20 protein-coding genes are annotated in these 15,525 nt (G+C 62.4%); 7 read left to right on the forward strand and 13 right to left on the reverse strand.

The features are described 5' to 3' along the window. Window positions 1–42 precede the first annotated feature (42 nt). Window positions 43–198, forward strand: a complete 156-nt coding sequence (locus tag M1D93_RS01160) for a hypothetical protein (RefSeq protein ID WP_461173381.1) — start codon at window positions 43–45, stop codon at window positions 196–198. On the opposite strand, the gene M1D93_RS01165 is transcribed toward M1D93_RS01160, so the two are convergent. Both M1D93_RS01165 and M1D93_RS01170 read right to left on the reverse strand, forming a co-directional pair. Beyond that, window positions 195–998 carry an SDR family NAD(P)-dependent oxidoreductase gene (locus M1D93_RS01165; protein WP_461173382.1) on the reverse strand — a complete coding sequence of 268 codons (804 nt, stop codon included), beginning with the start codon at window positions 996–998 and terminating at the stop codon, window positions 195–197. The genes M1D93_RS01160 and M1D93_RS01165 overlap by 4 nt on opposite strands. After that, window positions 995–2,569, reverse strand: a complete 1,575-nt coding sequence (locus M1D93_RS01170; protein ID WP_461173383.1) for an FAD-binding oxidoreductase — start codon at window positions 2,567–2,569, stop codon at window positions 995–997. Before M1D93_RS01170 ends, M1D93_RS01165 begins: the two co-directional genes overlap by 4 nt. 773 nt (window positions 2,570–3,342) lie before the next feature. Between M1D93_RS01170 and M1D93_RS01175 the strand changes: the two genes are divergently transcribed. Then, window positions 3,343–4,473 carry a glutamate--cysteine ligase gene (locus M1D93_RS01175; RefSeq protein ID WP_461173384.1) on the forward strand — a complete coding sequence of 377 codons (1,131 nt, stop codon included), beginning with the start codon at window positions 3,343–3,345 and terminating at the stop codon, window positions 4,471–4,473. A 231-nt stretch (window positions 4,474–4,704) separates the two neighbouring features. Here M1D93_RS01175 and M1D93_RS01180 read toward each other — a convergent pair whose 3' ends face one another. Beyond that, entirely contained in the window at window positions 4,705–4,851 is a 147-nt protein-coding gene (locus tag M1D93_RS01180; protein WP_461173385.1) for a hypothetical protein, read from the reverse strand. Window positions 4,852–4,986: 135 nt separating this feature from the next. On the opposite strand from M1D93_RS01180, the gene M1D93_RS01185 reads away from it, so the two are divergent. Further along, window positions 4,987–5,193 (forward strand): hypothetical protein, encoded by a 207-nt coding sequence (locus M1D93_RS01185; RefSeq protein WP_461173386.1) that lies wholly within the window; start codon window positions 4,987–4,989, stop codon window positions 5,191–5,193. A gap of 86 nt (window positions 5,194–5,279) precedes the next feature. Continuing rightward, entirely contained in the window at window positions 5,280–5,621 is a 342-nt protein-coding gene (locus tag M1D93_RS01190; RefSeq protein WP_461173387.1) for a hypothetical protein, read from the forward strand. A 128-nt stretch (window positions 5,622–5,749) separates the two neighbouring features. Here M1D93_RS01190 and M1D93_RS01195 read toward each other — a convergent pair whose 3' ends face one another. From M1D93_RS01195 to M1D93_RS01240, 10 genes are all read right to left on the reverse strand, one after another. Beyond that, on the reverse strand, window positions 5,750–5,956 hold the full coding sequence (locus M1D93_RS01195; RefSeq protein WP_458779734.1) for a hypothetical protein: 207 nt from the start codon (window positions 5,954–5,956) through the stop codon (window positions 5,750–5,752). 163 nt (window positions 5,957–6,119) lie between these two features. Beyond that, complete coding sequence (locus M1D93_RS01200; protein WP_461173388.1) at window positions 6,120–6,806, reverse strand: hypothetical protein; 687 nt, start codon at window positions 6,804–6,806, stop codon at window positions 6,120–6,122. Window positions 6,807–6,886: 80 nt separating this feature from the next. After that, on the reverse strand, window positions 6,887–7,261 hold the full coding sequence (locus tag M1D93_RS01205) for a hypothetical protein (protein WP_461173389.1): 375 nt from the start codon (window positions 7,259–7,261) through the stop codon (window positions 6,887–6,889). 216 nt (window positions 7,262–7,477) lie between these two features. Next, window positions 7,478–7,663 (reverse strand): hypothetical protein, encoded by a 186-nt coding sequence (locus M1D93_RS01210; RefSeq protein WP_461173390.1) that lies wholly within the window; start codon window positions 7,661–7,663, stop codon window positions 7,478–7,480. 278 nt (window positions 7,664–7,941) lie between these two features. Then, window positions 7,942–8,076 (reverse strand): hypothetical protein, encoded by a 135-nt coding sequence (locus tag M1D93_RS01215; RefSeq protein WP_461173391.1) that lies wholly within the window; start codon window positions 8,074–8,076, stop codon window positions 7,942–7,944. A gap of 327 nt (window positions 8,077–8,403) precedes the next feature. Then, window positions 8,404–9,201, reverse strand: coding sequence for an IclR family transcriptional regulator (locus M1D93_RS01220; protein WP_461173392.1), 798 nt, complete (start codon window positions 9,199–9,201; stop codon window positions 8,404–8,406). A gap of 13 nt (window positions 9,202–9,214) precedes the next feature. Next, window positions 9,215–10,048 carry a 5-dehydro-4-deoxy-D-glucuronate isomerase gene (gene kduI / locus M1D93_RS01225; RefSeq protein WP_461173393.1) on the reverse strand — a complete coding sequence of 278 codons (834 nt, stop codon included), beginning with the start codon at window positions 10,046–10,048 and terminating at the stop codon, window positions 9,215–9,217. 19 nt (window positions 10,049–10,067) lie between these two features. Continuing rightward, window positions 10,068–11,375, reverse strand: a complete 1,308-nt coding sequence (locus tag M1D93_RS01230) for a TRAP transporter large permease (protein ID WP_461173394.1) — start codon at window positions 11,373–11,375, stop codon at window positions 10,068–10,070. After that, window positions 11,372–11,887: a TRAP transporter small permease gene (locus M1D93_RS01235; RefSeq protein WP_461173395.1), complete on the reverse strand. Its 516-nt coding sequence runs from the start codon at window positions 11,885–11,887 to the stop codon at window positions 11,372–11,374. The genes M1D93_RS01230 and M1D93_RS01235 overlap by 4 nt, the downstream gene beginning before the upstream one ends. A 14-nt stretch (window positions 11,888–11,901) precedes the next feature. Next, the gene (locus M1D93_RS01240) at window positions 11,902–12,906 is read right to left on the reverse strand and encodes a TRAP transporter substrate-binding protein (protein ID WP_461173396.1); all 1,005 of its coding nucleotides are present in this window, start codon (window positions 12,904–12,906) and stop codon (window positions 11,902–11,904) included. A 155-nt stretch (window positions 12,907–13,061) separates the two neighbouring features. Between M1D93_RS01240 and M1D93_RS01245 the strand changes: the two genes are divergently transcribed. Genes M1D93_RS01245 through M1D93_RS01255 form a run of 3 tightly spaced genes read left to right on the forward strand, consistent with a single transcriptional unit; the run spans window position 13,062 to window position 15,465 of the window. Further along, window positions 13,062–14,087, forward strand: coding sequence for a zinc-dependent alcohol dehydrogenase (locus M1D93_RS01245; protein ID WP_461173397.1), 1,026 nt, complete (start codon window positions 13,062–13,064; stop codon window positions 14,085–14,087). Beyond that, window positions 14,084–14,839 (forward strand): SDR family oxidoreductase, encoded by a 756-nt coding sequence (locus M1D93_RS01250; RefSeq protein WP_461173398.1) that lies wholly within the window; start codon window positions 14,084–14,086, stop codon window positions 14,837–14,839. Before M1D93_RS01245 ends, M1D93_RS01250 begins: the two co-directional genes overlap by 4 nt. Then, the gene (locus M1D93_RS01255; RefSeq protein WP_461173399.1) at window positions 14,836–15,465 is read left to right on the forward strand and encodes a bifunctional 4-hydroxy-2-oxoglutarate aldolase/2-dehydro-3-deoxy-phosphogluconate aldolase; all 630 of its coding nucleotides are present in this window, start codon (window positions 14,836–14,838) and stop codon (window positions 15,463–15,465) included. Before M1D93_RS01250 ends, M1D93_RS01255 begins: the two co-directional genes overlap by 4 nt. Window positions 15,466–15,525: the final 60 nt, after the last annotated feature.

The following is a 15,525-nucleotide window of genomic DNA, read 5'->3' on the forward strand; positions in this document are numbered from 1 at the left end:
TTAGGTACGAAGAAATGGATCCACGAAGAAGAGGAAACCTCCATGATCTCCAAAGGCTCCGAGCCAGACCAGCTGTCCGTCGCTCCTCCGCAGGCTGCCCGCACTGACCCCGCCAGCACCTGGCCTTCCCGCCCGGAGGCTGTCCTAGCCTCACCGTGGGAGGGGCTCTACGACAGCAGCCCGCTGGCGGCTCCCTAGCCGGCGTACTTGCCGAAGGCCGCCTTGATCAGTTGGTTGCGCTCGTTCACCATGGGCCACCATTCCGGATGCGTCAGCGCGTAAGCATCATCGTTCCGGATAGCGCGGGTGACGATCCTGCCCACTTCGATGGGTTCCAACCACCGCAGCTTGTCCGCTTCACCGCTGGAAATATCTGTATCGAAGAGCGCGCCGTCATCACTGGCCGGGCGGTTCCGCAAGCTTTCCTTGATGTTGGTGTGCACCGTGCCCGGTGCCAGCAGGGTGGCTGAGACCTTCGACCCCTCCTCCTTCAGCTCGGCGCGCAGCACTTCGGTCAGGGCTGCCACGCCGAACTTCGTCACTGCATAGGCTCCCAGCCCAGGAAGCGGGGAAAAGGAGGCCATCGACGCGGTGTTGACGATATGGCCTCCGGACTCATTTCCCTGCAGGATCGGCAGGAAAGTGTGCACCCCGTGAATAACGCCGTACAGATTGACGTCGATCATCCAGCGCCAATCCGCCAATGACAGGTCCGCGATCCTCGCCATGGGACCCACTCCGGCGTTGTTGACCACAATGTCCACGGCCCCGAACTCAACCAGCGCGGACTCCGCGAGGGAGGCCACGCTGTCAGGATCGGACACATCAGCCACCACGGGAAACGCGCCAATGTCCGCCGCCGCTGCGTTCAGGGCGTCCTTCTGGATATCGGCGAGGACCACCTGGGCGCCCTCGGCAATCAGCTGGCGGGCGATCCCCAGCCCGATTCCCGAAGCGCCGCCGGTGACTACTGCTACGCGGTTCGAAATGTCAGTCATGACTGTCCTTCCTGACGCAGACGGGCCGGCCAGATGCCATGCCGTCCCGGTGAGAGGATCCCGTTGGGATCGACCGCGTCCTTGATGGTTTCGCAGAACTTCCGGTAGGCGTGGTCGTTGAAGGAATACTGGTCCGCTGCAAGGTCCATGAAGTCGATGTGCGCCCGGTACTCTCCGTAGCCCAGCTTCCCTGCTTCCTCCACGAGCATCTTGGCGGCCGCCACTGAAGCTTCAGTCTGCCCCTGGTCAGTGGTGTCGAAGCTGAGGCTGCTGACGACGATGCAGCTGCGCTCATTGAACGGGTAGATGGCACAGATGAAGTTGGTGCCAACCCGCTCGGTGACCAAATTCTTGATGAGCTCGACGGCGTCGCGCACGTCACTGCCGACCATAGGTACGACGGGGGAGAACCCGATGTGGCCAATATTCTCCGGAATCGCGTCCAGCATGTCCAGGCTGGGGATGCCCGCCTGGACCTTGTCCCCGAAGTCCACGATTTCGTCCCATTCGTGGCGCAAGAACGTACGGTGGTGGTCGACTCGGCCGCCTACAATCTCTTTCCATGCCTCGGTGACCCGCTTGACGTGATGTTCCACTACGGGCTCGTCACCATAGAGGGCAAGCCGCAAACCCCAGCGGCCCACCCCGGACTTCTCCGCCAAAGCCTCAAGGGCATCCTCTGAAAACACGCCGTCGGCACCGGCGAACTGACCAAGCAGTTCAGGAAAGTGGCCCGAAAGGGTCAGTGTGTTCTGGATTGTGGGCATGCCATGGATGACCCCGTCCAAGCGCAGTTCGCGCACGATGTCGATGGCCCGCTCGAGCTGGCTGTCCTGAGGGATGGTAAGGAACATCGGGGCATAGGCCTGCGGTCGCCGCATCAGCCAGTAGCCCATTCGGGTCACTATCCCGTAGTTGGACTGTATGAACAGCGGATCCAGCGTGGGTCCGAGGCCTCGCTTGTACAGGTGCCAGGACTTGTTGCCGGGGAGAGCGCCCATGCCTGTTCGCAGGAGTTCGCCATTGGCAAGCACCACCTCCATGCCGGTTGGGGCCATGAAGTCGCTTCCGTAGGGCAGATAGGTGAGGCCGTTGTCCAGGGAGTTGCCCACCACGCTGCCCCAACCGATGTCCGGTACGGAGATCATCAGGTCATCGTTGCCGGACTCCTTCAGTGCGTCGTGGAGGTCAATCCAGCGCACGCCGGGTTCGACGACGGCGTAGGCCAGGTCGGCATTAATTTCCAAAACTTTATTCATTCGGCGGAAGCTGATGAGGACCGATCCTTTGACCCGCCCTGACGGGCCGCCGTAGCCGTTATTGCGGCCCTGCGAGGAGGTCCAGAGCGGAATTCCGAAGTCGTTGGCCACCTTGACGATCGCCTGTACCTCTTCAGTGGAGGTAGGAAACAGGACGGCGGAGGAGTCGTACGTCCGGTCCGCCTGGAACCAGTACGGATCACGATAGGTGTCACGTTCCTGATCACTCAGCAGGACGCCTTCCTCACCCACGATCTCCCGAAAGCCCTCGACGGCCTGATCGGGCAGGCTAAATGCTGGAATGGTCTTCATTGACGCGGTCTCCTCTTACAAACGAGCTGGCTGGGAAAATCCTTTTCATCTTGCCATATCTCAGTCATATCGTCATTCAATCTCGGCCACTTCTTTCGCTACCCCTCCCGTTTAAACGAGGTCTAGCCGGAGGCAGTCGTAGGGGCCAGCATGGTGGTCTCCCTCGCGGGAGCGGCGCCGGGTCGGCGGAAGGCTGCTGTCCGGGGTGGGTTGCCCACGGCCATCCTCTCGACTAAGGGTCAACATCGATCCCATATCGAGGGGCCGGCCGAGCAGTTGAAGCATCGGAGCCTGCGGTGGCGAAGTCCTCCGAAATGAGGTTTGCTACCCCGAGTCGAAGATCATCTGCAGCCGGCCGGGCGGTCCGAGGGCAAGCCGGATGGCGGAAACTGCCGCAACCTACCAGGCGAACACTCCGAATGGTTTGCCAACTTAACCGGCTCCGATGCGCCTTTTGACCCCGCCTTCCTGGAAGTTGCCGAATTGAACCGGCGCTGACTGAAAGCAGTTCTAAGCCCCCATGCGAGGAAAGACGCCAGGAACGATGGCAGGAAACAGCCCTTTTTTGGGGCAGTCCCCCGCGTGTACTAAAACGCCGATAACGGATATTCCGTCAAGCTACGGCAAGAGGGGCGCTCGGGGGAGCGTCCAACATCGCGCACCAGCCGTCTCCAGGCAGGGTGTCATGCTTGGCAGCACCCGAGGAAATTAGGGGGAGCATCGGCAGCGATTCAATCATTGGCGGATTGCAAGGGACCGGGCAGACTTGCGTTATGCGAAGCTTCGGGGTGGAAGAGGAGTTTTTGCTCATCGACGCCAGGACGGGGAATCACGCCGCGGTCGGTGAAAACCTCGTTGCTGCCGCGTCCGCTGAGAACGCCACGAGCACCAGCGGAGGGGGCGGCGGCCGTTCAATGACAACACAACGAAACACCCTAACGACTGAGGTACAGAGCGAGCAGGTCGAAGCGGTTTCCGCCCCCTTCACTTGCCTGCCTGATCTTGCTGCTGCCCTCAAAGACGGCAGGGCGGAAGCCAACCGCCAGGCCCTGGTCTTTGGAGCGAGGATCGCAGCATTGGGGACTTCACCGCTCCCTGCTTTGCCTCACCTGGTCCGGACTTCCCGCTACCGTGCCATGGAAGAGCGTTTTGGGCTGGCACTAAGGGAACAACTGATGTGTGGTTTCCACGTGCATGTCTCCGTTGACTCGCCCGATGAAGGGGCCGCTGTCCTTGACCGGATCAGGATCTGGCTGCCAACCCTGATCGCCCTGTCAGCGAACTCGTGTTTTTGGCAGGGCAAGGATACCGGCTATGCGAGTTTCCGCTATCAGGTGTGGAGACGGTGGCCAACAGCAGGACCGACCGAGATTTTCGGATCGGCACAGGCGTATCGGGAGCTTGTGGAGATGCTGCTCTCCTGCAATGTCCTGCTGGACCGGGGTCAGATTTACTTCGATGCCCGTATTTCGGCGGCCCATCCGACAGTCGAAATCCGCGTCCCGGATGTCTGCACCGATCCTGCCCATGCCGTAGCTGTGGCCGCCGTGATCCGCGCCTTGGTGGACACTGCAGCTCAGGACTGGGCGGAGGGGAAGCCGCCCCCTGCAGTTCCTGCAGAAATGCTGCGCCTGGCCTCTTGGCGGGCCAGCAGGTACGGCATTGAGGATGAGCTCATCCATCCGGAGCTGAACCGGCCCCGTCCGGCTGAGGAAAGTGTGGAAGCCCTTCTGGAGCACGTCGGGCCGGCGTTGTCAGAAACCGGAGACACGACACTGGTAGAGGAAAGCATTCGACAGATCCTGGTTAACGGGACCGGGGCGAGCCGGCAGAGAAGCGTTTTCAACCGTGCCCGGAATTTACGGGAAGTGCTTTTGGACGCTGCAGAACGCACTACCGCTTGAGTAACGCCGACGCGGGGCGGCATTCCAGGCTAAGAGCCGCACCACCACAGCGGGCTGAGCACCACGTGTCCGCTTCGAGTGCACTTTCGAGCAGCATCAAAGCAGACTGCTGTGCGAAGCCCTAGCCACTTCCTGCCTGCGTCATCGCCCAGTGGCTAATGGAACGAAGTTCTCGTAGCCGGCGAATAGAGCTACGCCCACGAAGTGCGGATGAAGGACAGCGATCGACCGTCAGTCCGCCACGCGCAGTACGTGCCGGTAAGTACGGCTGAAGTTGCTGCGCGGGGTGTCAAGCCATTCTCGGGGCACCTGCCCGGACGGAAGGGGCAGGTGCAGCACCGAAGCTTCGTCATCCTCAACGATCTCGTTGACCTCCATGGCATGCGGGCATGCGGCGGCAGCGGGCTAGCACCTCGAGCAGACACGCCCTGAGGCTGGATCCGGTGTGGACGGTATTCACCCGCACATCGGCAGCCCGCCTGGAGCAGACTGAGGCCAAAGTAGGATTCGGAGATGACTAAAAAATCGAAACCCGCGCTCCTACCCCTGCTCGCCGTCGCCGTCTTGGCAGTCCTCGGCGGACTGGTTTTCCAGAAAATCAAAGCACGTCGCGCCGCTGTATCGAGCGGCGCCGCTTCGCCGCTGGATGACAAGGCCAAGGAGGAATGGATCGAAGAAGTCGTCGCGACGCCTCGTCCGCCTGCAAGTGAGTTGCACTAGCCACCCCTGGCTGCCACCTCCGCACTGCTTCCGCTAATCCCATGCGTGGTCTTCCTGGGACGTTTACCAGGTGGGACGATGCTCCTATGAGCGACAACCCCAACCACGACCCGAGGGGTCCCGCGCCGCAACAGCACCAGGACGCTGCACCTACCACACAGCAAATGCGAACTGTTGGCCAGCGCCGGCGCGAAGCGGAGCAGAAGCTGGAGCATCATCTCGATGAGGCCCGCCGCAAAAATGAACAACCCGCCGACAAGCTTGGAGCAGATACCGGGAGCGCTTCTGGCGGAGTGGATGCCGCCGACGTTGCCGCAATCCAAAGCGATGACAGCATTACCCCCGCAGACCGCGTGGACCTGATTGCCAACCAGGCCCTCCCGGAAACAGAAAACAAGGGCGCCCTGATAGACAACGGCGAGGCCTGAAGAGGGAAGGCCCGCCCCTCGGAGTCCCTGGCCTGCTGTCCATGTACGACTACCGCTTTGTCTTGCTGAAGATCCGTCACGCATCGATGGCCGGTTCCGGCGTAGACTGCCGCAGTTTCGAAGGGCCGTTATTCGGAACCGTCAGCGATACCTGCGTCAGGCGACAACGGTAGCTCCATGAACGCATACAGATCCCGCCAGGCGTTATCCAGACGCATCTCTGCTAAGACAATCTCTTCCTTGCCGGCATCGGCACCTCGCTGCCGCAATTCATAGAGCTCGCTGTACAGCTCATCCACCTCGTTCAAGCGTCGCTTGAATTCCATGTCAGCCATCGCAAAAGACTAATTCAACTAGGGCCAATGAGACAGGTCGTCCGAGCAGGCTTCTTCAGATTGCGCAGGCGTGGAGCCCCTTCCCGGGCTCCTCCCCCCGCCTGTATGCAAAGCCGATAACGGATATTACGCCAAACCTAAATTGGTTGATAAAGGAGAGTCTCTAACCGGCGGCGGGTTTGGTCTCGATGTAGTTGATGACCAGGAACTCTCCCGCCGGGACCAGTTCCACGTACCAGCGGGTCGGCTTGTCCAGGTCCTCCCAATTGCCCTGGCCGGCCACTACAGGGCGGTAGACGGCATCGAACTTCACGAACGTTCCGCTGTCTGTGGCGCTCGAATCGATCTCCTGCAACAGTTCGAACTTCCCCCGCCCGCTGCCCTCCGACTCGGCAGAGCGGACCGCTGCCAGGTTTTGCTGGTTCATCACCTTTACCGAGGTGAAGTATTGCTGCCAGGCCACGTCGCTGTGCGTGGTGAACAGGGTGGTCGAGTAGGCCTCCGCGTTCCTTGCGGCGAGCCGCTCAACACAGCTCTCAGGGACGGCCGTGCCTGGACTCCAGGCGGCGATCAGCTCGGAACCGGCGTTGAACCAGCCGCTGTAGGCGTTCAGGACACTGCCGATCGTCTCGCGCGGGGTGCCCAGGGGGATCCGGACCGGCGTTAGGTCGTTCTGGCCAACGAAGGGGCACTCCGGCGGAAGCGCCGACACAGGCGTCGCCGGAGCGATATCCGGCAGAGGCGGCGGCGACGGGAACAGGCTGCAGCCGCTGATGCCGGGCAGCAGCACAAGTGCGGCAGCCGTCGTCGTGATTTTTCTGCCGAGCCCATGCCTGACTGGAACTTTCATTACTTCTCCCCCAATAACGCCACCCTCATCCGGACGACGCTGACCATCCTACCGGGCGGTAGATAAGCGGAAGGCCTATTTCAGACCTCTCCCCCGGCCATGTCATAAACGCCGATAACCGTGATTCCGTCAATGTACTGGCGGAGGTATTGGCTGAGTCCGGGGATTGCGAAGTCGACTTTGCCGTAGCCGGCGGACTCGATCAGGCCTGCGGCGATGAGCCTGTTGCGGTATTTGGATACGACGTTGGGCTTGGCTTTGAGGATGGCACCGATCTGGCCGGCGGCAGAGGGGCCGTCCTGTGCGGCCATCGCGTCGAGGAACTCACGGTCTCTGTCCGAGGTGTCCGACAGTGCCGACTCGACGACCACTAGGGTGTTCCGTCGTTGGGCGGCAGCGATTCCACGCTCAACGTTGCTCTGGTTGAGTTTCCATGCTGCCTTGTCGGCCTTCAACCAGAGATAGTAGCCGACCAGTTGGATCAGGAAGGGATAGTCTTCCGTGGCTTCGGCTGCCTGGTTGATGAGGTCGGGGGCGAAGCTGATGCCTCCCTGGCCGAAGAGCTCGCTGTACGAGGCGGTGACTTCGGCGATGGCTGCTTCGTGAAGACTGATCCTGTCAGCCCGCCGCAGGAAGGTGGCAACGCCTTCATTCAGAAGGTCGGAGACCGCTCATGGCAAGCCAGCGAAAATCAGGCTGATCGGCAGCCCGTCCCGGATGAAATGCTGGACATCGGCGGCCAGCTGGGCGATCTCCGTCCTGTCGACGGCATGGATCTCGTCGCTTGTGATAACGAGCCCTGTGCCCTTCGCGTCCAGCAGGCGAAGCAGTTCGTTCCCGCTCCGGCGCCAGTCCACGGCGCGTTCCGGGGGAGCTGGGTTGTGAGTCCGAATCCTGCTGCGGAGAAGGCTGTGATCTTCCAGGACGGAGGCCCGTCCCCGAGTTCGTCAAGGAGCCGGAGCATGTCGTCGCCGACCCCGGCGAGGAAGCCTGGCGTGGCCGTCCGGGAGATCACGGCCCACCCGTGATTCCGGGCGATGCCTTCGGCTCCCTCAACATGACCGGTCTTGCCGATGCCCCTGGACCCGGTGATGATGGTCAAGAGCCCAGGCGCTCCGGAACCCTGCTGGAGTCCCTACTCGAACTCGTCCAGCAGCCCGGCCCGCCCGACCAGCTCGGGAGGCGTTGCCCCGGCCGTCGGCTTGAAGGGATTCTGCACTGAACCCTCCTCGGGTGAAACTGGTGAAGGTGGTGAAACTCCTGCCACCATAGGCCGATCCCTCGACCTGAAGCAGATACGGGTCCCGGGGAGGCGGTATCCCGATGTATCCGGTCGTGGTGTATATGGCGATGCCTTCGGACGACCGCCTTCGCGGCCGAATTCGGACTGCTTGACTCTGCCGAAGCGGCCGCGAGTTACCCGTGGGCTTCGGCGCGTAGTTTGCCCCTTTTAGGGTCACCAGCTGGCAGGTGACCCGAGTTCGACTTGGGCCGGTTACTGTGCATCACGGGGGGGTGACCGGCCGCTGCCAATTCGCATAGACCTTGGTCACGGCATTGGCAGCCGAACTACGGGCTGAGTAGCGGACCTACGGCACTAGGCGCTCACGCGGTCAACCGGGGAACCCAGGGCTCGGGAGATGGCCTCCGCGGCGGCGACTGCCTGCGGCGCAAACTGCTCAATCGTGGAACCGGGGTACTCAAGCTCAAGCGATGATATCGACAGGCCATACATCACTCGGCCCAGGTGGTCCCGGATCGGAGCTGAGACGCACACCGTACCGCGCTCATTCTCGCCGAGATCAAGCGCGTAACCGCGTTCACGCACTTTCGCTAGTTCGATACGCAGTTGTTCCGGATCGGTAATGGTCTTGTCCGTGCGGGCCGGAAGACCGACCTCGGCTACCAACCGGGCCAACTGCTCGGGCGTCCAGCTCGCAAGCACCGCTTTTCCCATGCCCGAGCAGTGCATCGGCATCGGCAACCCTACGCGCGAGGCCATCCGATAGGGCTTTGACGAGTCCTTACGGATGACGTACACCATCTCGAAATCGTTGGCTACGCCGACGTGAATCGTGCAATCAACTTCGCGTACGAGCTTCTCCACGATCGGCTCCGCGATGAAGGAGATGTCGAGCCGGGAGATGGCCCGGCCAGCAATGCCGAGGAAACGGGGACCAGGGTGATAACCGCGATCGCTATCGCCGGCGAGGAACTTCAACTCCGCCAGCGTCGCGAGAATGCGGTGCACAGTCGCCTTCGGCAGCTTGGTCTCCTCGACGATGTCAGTGAAACGGTCGTAGAGGATTGCGGCCTCTAGCACCCGCAACGTCTTCTCGCTCGCGCCCATAGACGGTGCTGGACTTGTATCGAGCTCCTTGGGTTCCCTGGTCATGGCCCGCATCATCTCATCTCACTTCAGCAATCGCGACGCCGTCCATATCGTCGAAGGCCTGGTTCTCCCCGGCCATCGCCCACACGAACGAGTAGTTCGAGGTTCCAACGCCCGAATGGATCGACCACGACGGCGAGAGCACCAGACCCCCGTCACCAACAAGCATATGACGGGTCTCGGACGGTTTCCCCATGAGGTGAACGACGCGAGCGTCCTCGGGTACATCGAAATAGACGTAAAACTCTGTGCGACGGTCGTGTGTGTGCGCCGGCATCGTATTCCACATGCTGCCGGGGTGTAGCTGCGTGACACCCATGACAACCTGGCAGCTGCGCACGCCGTCTTCGTGAATGTACTGGTTGATGGTGCGGCGATTCGAGGTCAGCGGATCCCCGAGCTCTCGGACCGTGCCCTGCCCGGGTTCGACCAGCGCCGTCGGGTAGGTGGCGTGCGCCGGCGCCGAAAAGCCATAGAAGCGGGCGGGAGTCCCGGCGTCGTCTGACTCGAACACCACGTCCTTCACCCCACGGCCCAGGTACAGGCACGCGCCGGTGGGCATAACATGACGCTCACCGCCGGCGCGCACGGCACCCGCCCCTCCAATGTTGACGATGCCGATTTCGCGGTGATCGAGGAACTGCTCACTGCGAATTTCCGGCACGGCCTCGAGCGCGAGGGGTGCGTCGGTCGGCACAGCGCCAACCGCCACCACACGATCGTAGTGGGTGACGACGGTTCGCACGCTGCCGGGAATAAATAGATCCTCGATGAGGTAGCGATCGCGCAGTTGCTGCTGGGTGGCGCCGGGGATCTGCTCGGGAGATGTTGGGCCGTAGATGGCGGTCATGGTGTTCCTTCCGAAGTGGTTAGAGCAGACCCATGAGGCCGGGTAGCCACAGGGAAAGCTGGGGGACGAAGACGATGACGAACAGTAGCGCGATGAGCACGACAATGAACGGCATCAGTTTGACGATCACTGGTTCCAGTTTGACCTTCGCGACCTGGGCTCCGACGAACAGCACGGGCGCGGACGGTGGAGAGATGACCGCTATCGAGAGGTTGAAGACCATCACGATTCCGAAATGGACCGGGTCGATGCCATAGGAGACTGCAATCGGCAGGAAGATCGGCGTGAAAATCAGGATCGCCGGCGTCGGGTCGAGCGGGATGCCGATCAATAGCAGCACAAGCATCATAATCAGCAGCACAACAATCTTCGAATCGGTCCACCCAAACAGCGACTCGGCGATCAACTGTGGCAGGCGCGCGTAGGTCATGACATAGGACATGATTGTCGACACCGCGATCAGGAAGATGACGATCGCGCTGGTGCGTGTGGCGTCGAACAGGACTCGCGGAAGGTCCTTGAACGAGATGGTGCGGTAGAAAAACGAGAGAAGCAGTGAGTAGATCACGGCGACGGCTGAACCCTCCGTCGGCGTGAAGAAACCGGCGACGATTCCGCCGATCGCCACGATGATCAGGCCCAGCGACGGTACCGCTCGGCCGAGCGTGACCAGGAAGTCCGAGAACTTGGGCCACGGCTCGCCCCGCAGCTCGGGGTGCCGACGAGCGTAGGCGAAGCCGACGGCGGCACAGGCCAGCGCCCACAGAATGCCCGGGATGTACCCGGCGACGAACAACGCGCCAAGTGACGTGCCCCCGGCGGCGAGTGAGTAGACGATGAGCGTATTGCTTGGTGGGATCAGCATGCCGGCCGGGGCCGAGGCGATGTTCGCCGCTGCGCTGAAGGCGCTGTCATAGCCCGCCCGGCGCTGCATCGGAGCCATGGTGGAACCAACCGCGGCCGCGCTGGCGACGGCGGAGCCGGACACAGAGCCGAAGATCGCGTTGGCTATCACGTTCGTTTGCACCAGCGGCGCCGGTGTGCGGCCCACGAGCACCCGCGCGAGGTTGATGAGCCGCTCGGCGATGCCGCCGTTGTTCATGATGACGCCGGCGAGAACGAAGAACGGGATAGCGAGCAGCGCGAACGAGTTGGTGCCGCCGATCATCTGCTGTGCGGCGGTGATGGCGCCGCGCTGGAAGTCCACGATGAGCAGCATGCACAGGGCGGACGGAAGCGCGAGGGAGACGGAAACAGGAGCGCCGACCGCAAGAAGCAGCGCGAGGCCGCCGATGAGAATAACGCTGATGGTGCCGGGATCAATCACAGGGATGCCGCCTCAAGGTCCTCGTCGTTGTCTACGTGGCCGGCATAGCGGCTCGAGAAGCTACCGACGATGTGGATGGTCAGATAGATAGTCAGCAGCACACCCGAGATAGGCAGGGCAAGGTAGAGCTGACCCTGTGTGAGGGGTAGCAGCGGATTCCGCTGCCCCCACGCGAGCATGGATTGCTGGATGCCGCCGAACACCATAACGTAAAGCACGAACGCGAGCGTCGCGAGGTGGGCGATGATGTCGGTGATTCGCTGAAGCGGAACGGGCAGTCGTGCAACCAGGAAGTCCATGATGACGTCTGCCTTCTCGCCGACGGCGATGGCAATTCCGATCAGGCTTACCCACACGAAGGTGTGCCTGGCCGCTTCCTCGGACCATGCGCTTGGCTGCCCGAGTACCAGGCGGGTGAAGACCTGCCAGGTTACCAGCAGCACGAGCAGTGCGGACAGGGCGACGCAGATCGTGCGGAGCGTGCCGTCAAGCCGCGCTCGGGCTGTGGTCATGATCTTTCTGGTCATCAGCCCCGAGCCGCCTCGATCGCATCGTAAACTTTCTTGGCGAGATCGGACGTGACCAGGTCCTCATGCAGCGGGCGCGCGGCCTCGCGGAAAGCCTTGACATCGGCCTCGCTGAACTTCGCGCCAGCCTTCTCGGCCGCAGTGATCGCTTCATCGACGGCGGTGCCGAACAGCTTGAGCTCGGTGTCGACCGAGGCTGTGAACAGTTCCTCGAAGACCTTGCGGTCCTCTTCCGAGATGCGGTCCCACACGTTGGGGCTTGTCACCACGTAGTCGGGCATCATCAGATGCTCCGTGCGTGAGTAAAAAGGTGCAATTTCATCATGCGAGAGCGAAGAGTAGATGAGCTCGTTGTTCTCTGCCCCGTCAAGCACGCCTGACTGGATCGCTGTGTAAACCTCGCCCTGGGCCATTGGCGTGCCAACGCCGCCCATCAGCTCCATCATGCGAACATTTGTGTCCGAACCAATGACGCGGATTTTCTGGCCGTCAAGGTCCGCGGGCTTCGTGACCGGGCCCACGGTTGAGTAAACGTTGCGGACGCCACCGTGGTATGCGGTAAGCACCTGGATGTTGTCGTCCACCAGTGTGTCGTACAGCTCGTCTGCAACCCCAGGGTCGTTAAGGACGCTCATTTGGTGCTCTGGCGATTCGTACAGGTACGGCAGGTTGACGACGGAGAAGTCTGATTCAAAGTTTTCAAGCAGGCTGCCGGCGACTACGGCGAAGTCGATCGTGCCCGACTGCACCTGTTCAATCGTGGCGGCCTGATCGCCAAGCGTTGCATCCGTGTAAAGCTGAAGCGAATACCGGCCGTCAGTTTGGGCCTTCAGCTCATCCGAGAGCTGCAGCAGGGCCTTCGCCTGCGGGTGGTTGATGTCCTGGTTGAATGCGACGCGGAGGACAGTCCCGCCGCCTTCTCCTGCGGCAGCCGAGCATGAAGCCAATGCCATTGTCGTAAGTGCGGCGGCGCTCAGTATCCCGAGCATCCTTTTTCCCTGCATGGTTTTCTCCTCGTTGAGTAACTGTGAACGGTGTGTGACTTGCACCACCGGCGTGATCGAAGACTACTATAGCCAAATAGAACTCAGTTGCACCAGATGGAACTTTAAGTGGAACATGGTTCCATAGTCTTATTCTGGCGAAAAAGGAGATGCAATTGCGAGCAGCGAGATATGTCGGCGACCACAGGATCGAGGTGGCCGGCGTCGAACCCGTACCGCCCGCGGCCGGCGAGGTAACTATCCGAGTGGCATACAACGGGATTTGCGGTACGGACCTGCACATCGTCCAGGGCCATATGGATACTCGGGTGGCCATGCCGGCCGTGATCGGACACGAGATGAGCGGGGTCATCAGTGCGGTGGGCCCGGACGTGGACTCGTTGAAGCTGGATCAGCCGGTCACGGTAATGCCACTGCGCTGGTGCGGGGAGTGCGCTTCCTGCCTCGCCGGCCATCAGCACATCTGCCAGCACCTCGACTTCGTTGGCATCGACTCCCCAGGCGCTCTCCAGGAGCAGTGGACGGTGCCCGCATCCCTCGTGGTTCCGCTACCTGAAGGCGTCTCGCTCGAGCACGCCGCCCTCGTCGAGCCACTGGCTGTCGCAGTGCACGATGTGCGACGCTCGCGACTCATTCAAGGCGAGACCGCTGTCGTAATTGGTGGTGGGCCTATCGGCCAGCTCATCGCCATCGTGGCCCGCGCTGCAGGCGCCAAGGTCATTCTGGCGGAGCCGGACGGCGACCGCCGCGCATTCGCCGCAAAGCAGGGCGCGATCGTCGTGGACCCCATCGAGGACGACCTCGCAGCCGTCGTCGAAGAGCACACCAGCGGCACCGGAGCCGACGTCGTCTTTGAGGTCGCCGGTACCCGTGGAACTGCGCTCGACGCCACTCGGCACGCCCGCACCCGCGGGCGCGTGGTATTCGTCGCGATCCACCCCGAGCCGGTGCCCGTAGATCTCCATCGCATCTTCTGGCGCGAGCTCGAAGTGCTTGGTGCCCGCGTTTACGAGCGCGAGGATTTCGAGCGCTCCATCGGGCTCCTCGCCTCCGGGGCCGTTCCGGCCGACGCCCTGATCACCCGCATCGTGCCCCTTGAAAGCACAGCGGAAGCGTTCGATGCGCTGCTCTCGGCGTCCGCAATGAAGATTCTCGTAGACGTGCAGGGGGTCCGGGCATGAGTGTTTTATTCGATCTCACAGGCACGACCGCAGTCGTCACCGGCGCCCGCCGCGGCATCGGCTTTGCGATGGCAGAGGGACTGGCGCAAGCGGGGGCTGACATCATCGCAGTGTCCGCCGGCCAGGAGGCCGACGGGGGCGCCATCGGAGCGCGCGTGCGTGAGCTGGGACGATCCTTCGAAGGTCACGCCGTCGACTTCCGAGACCGCGGTGCCATCGCCGCCTTCGGGGCGGCTGTACGGGATCGCGCTGACATCCTGGTTAACAACGCAGGGACTATCCGCCGATCGCCTGCGGCCGAGCATCCCCTCGAGTGGTGGGACGAAGTGCTCGACGTGAACCTGCGCAACCAGTTCGTACTCACGCAGGCAGTTGCAGCCGGCATGCTCGAGCGCGGCTACGGCCGCATCGTTTTCACTGCAAGTCTGTTGAGTTTCCAAGGCGGCATCAATGTGCCGGGGTACACTGCGGCGAAGTCGGGGATTGCCGGCCTTGTGAAGGCATTGAGTAACGAGTGGTCCGCACGCGGCGTCACGGTGAACGCGATCGCTCCGGGCTACATTGCCACCGACAACACCGCGGCGCTGCGCGCGGACGAGGAGCGCTCACAGGCCATCCTTGATCGTATCCCGGCAGGCCGTTGGGGTGGCGCGGAGGACCTGAAGGGCGCGACGGTGTTCCTTGCGAGCCGGTCGGCCGCCTATGTCACTGGCATCACCCTGCCTGTTGATGGCGGATGGATGGCACGGTGACGTTCGCGATGAGCGGGGTTGTCCCTCTAGCGACCGTCGACGACGCCCGGGCTGCTGATGTGCTCGCCGACGGTCTTGTCGCGGGCGGTCTGCCGGTGCTCGAGGTCGCGTTGCGTAATCAGTATGGAATGGCCGCGATCAAGCGCATTGCCGCACGCGGCGACGTGCTTGTTGGTGCCGGCACTGTGCTTGACCGCGAGCAATTGCAGCGCGCGCTCGACATCGGTGCCGCGTTCGTCGTCGCGCCAGGTCTCGACGAGGAGATTGTCGAAGCCGCGCTGGCGGCGGGCGTTCCGGTACTGCCCGGGGTGATGACCCCGAGCGATATACAACGCGGCATCCGCCTCGGCCTTGACCGGCTTAAGCTCTTTCCCGCCGGCGTCGCGGGCGGGCTCGCGCTGATTAACGCGCTGGCACCGGTCTTCCCGGGTGTGAGCTTCATGCCCAGCGGAGGGGTGAGCGCAGCGAATCTCGGCGAATATCTGGCGCATCCAGCCGTGTTCGCGGCTAGCGGCTCCTGGATTGCAGGCCCCGCGCGTATCGCAGCGGGGGCCGAGGCTGTCGCCGAGGCCGCTCGGGAGGCAGTCGCTCTTCAGGCCGAGGCCGACCTGGGGGTCAAGCGATGAGCGTCGTCACACTCGGCGAGTCTCTGGGGCTGCTTGTGGCCTCCCGGATCGGTCGGCTTG

It is taken from the genome of Arthrobacter sp. Z1-9, assembly GCF_054792695.1.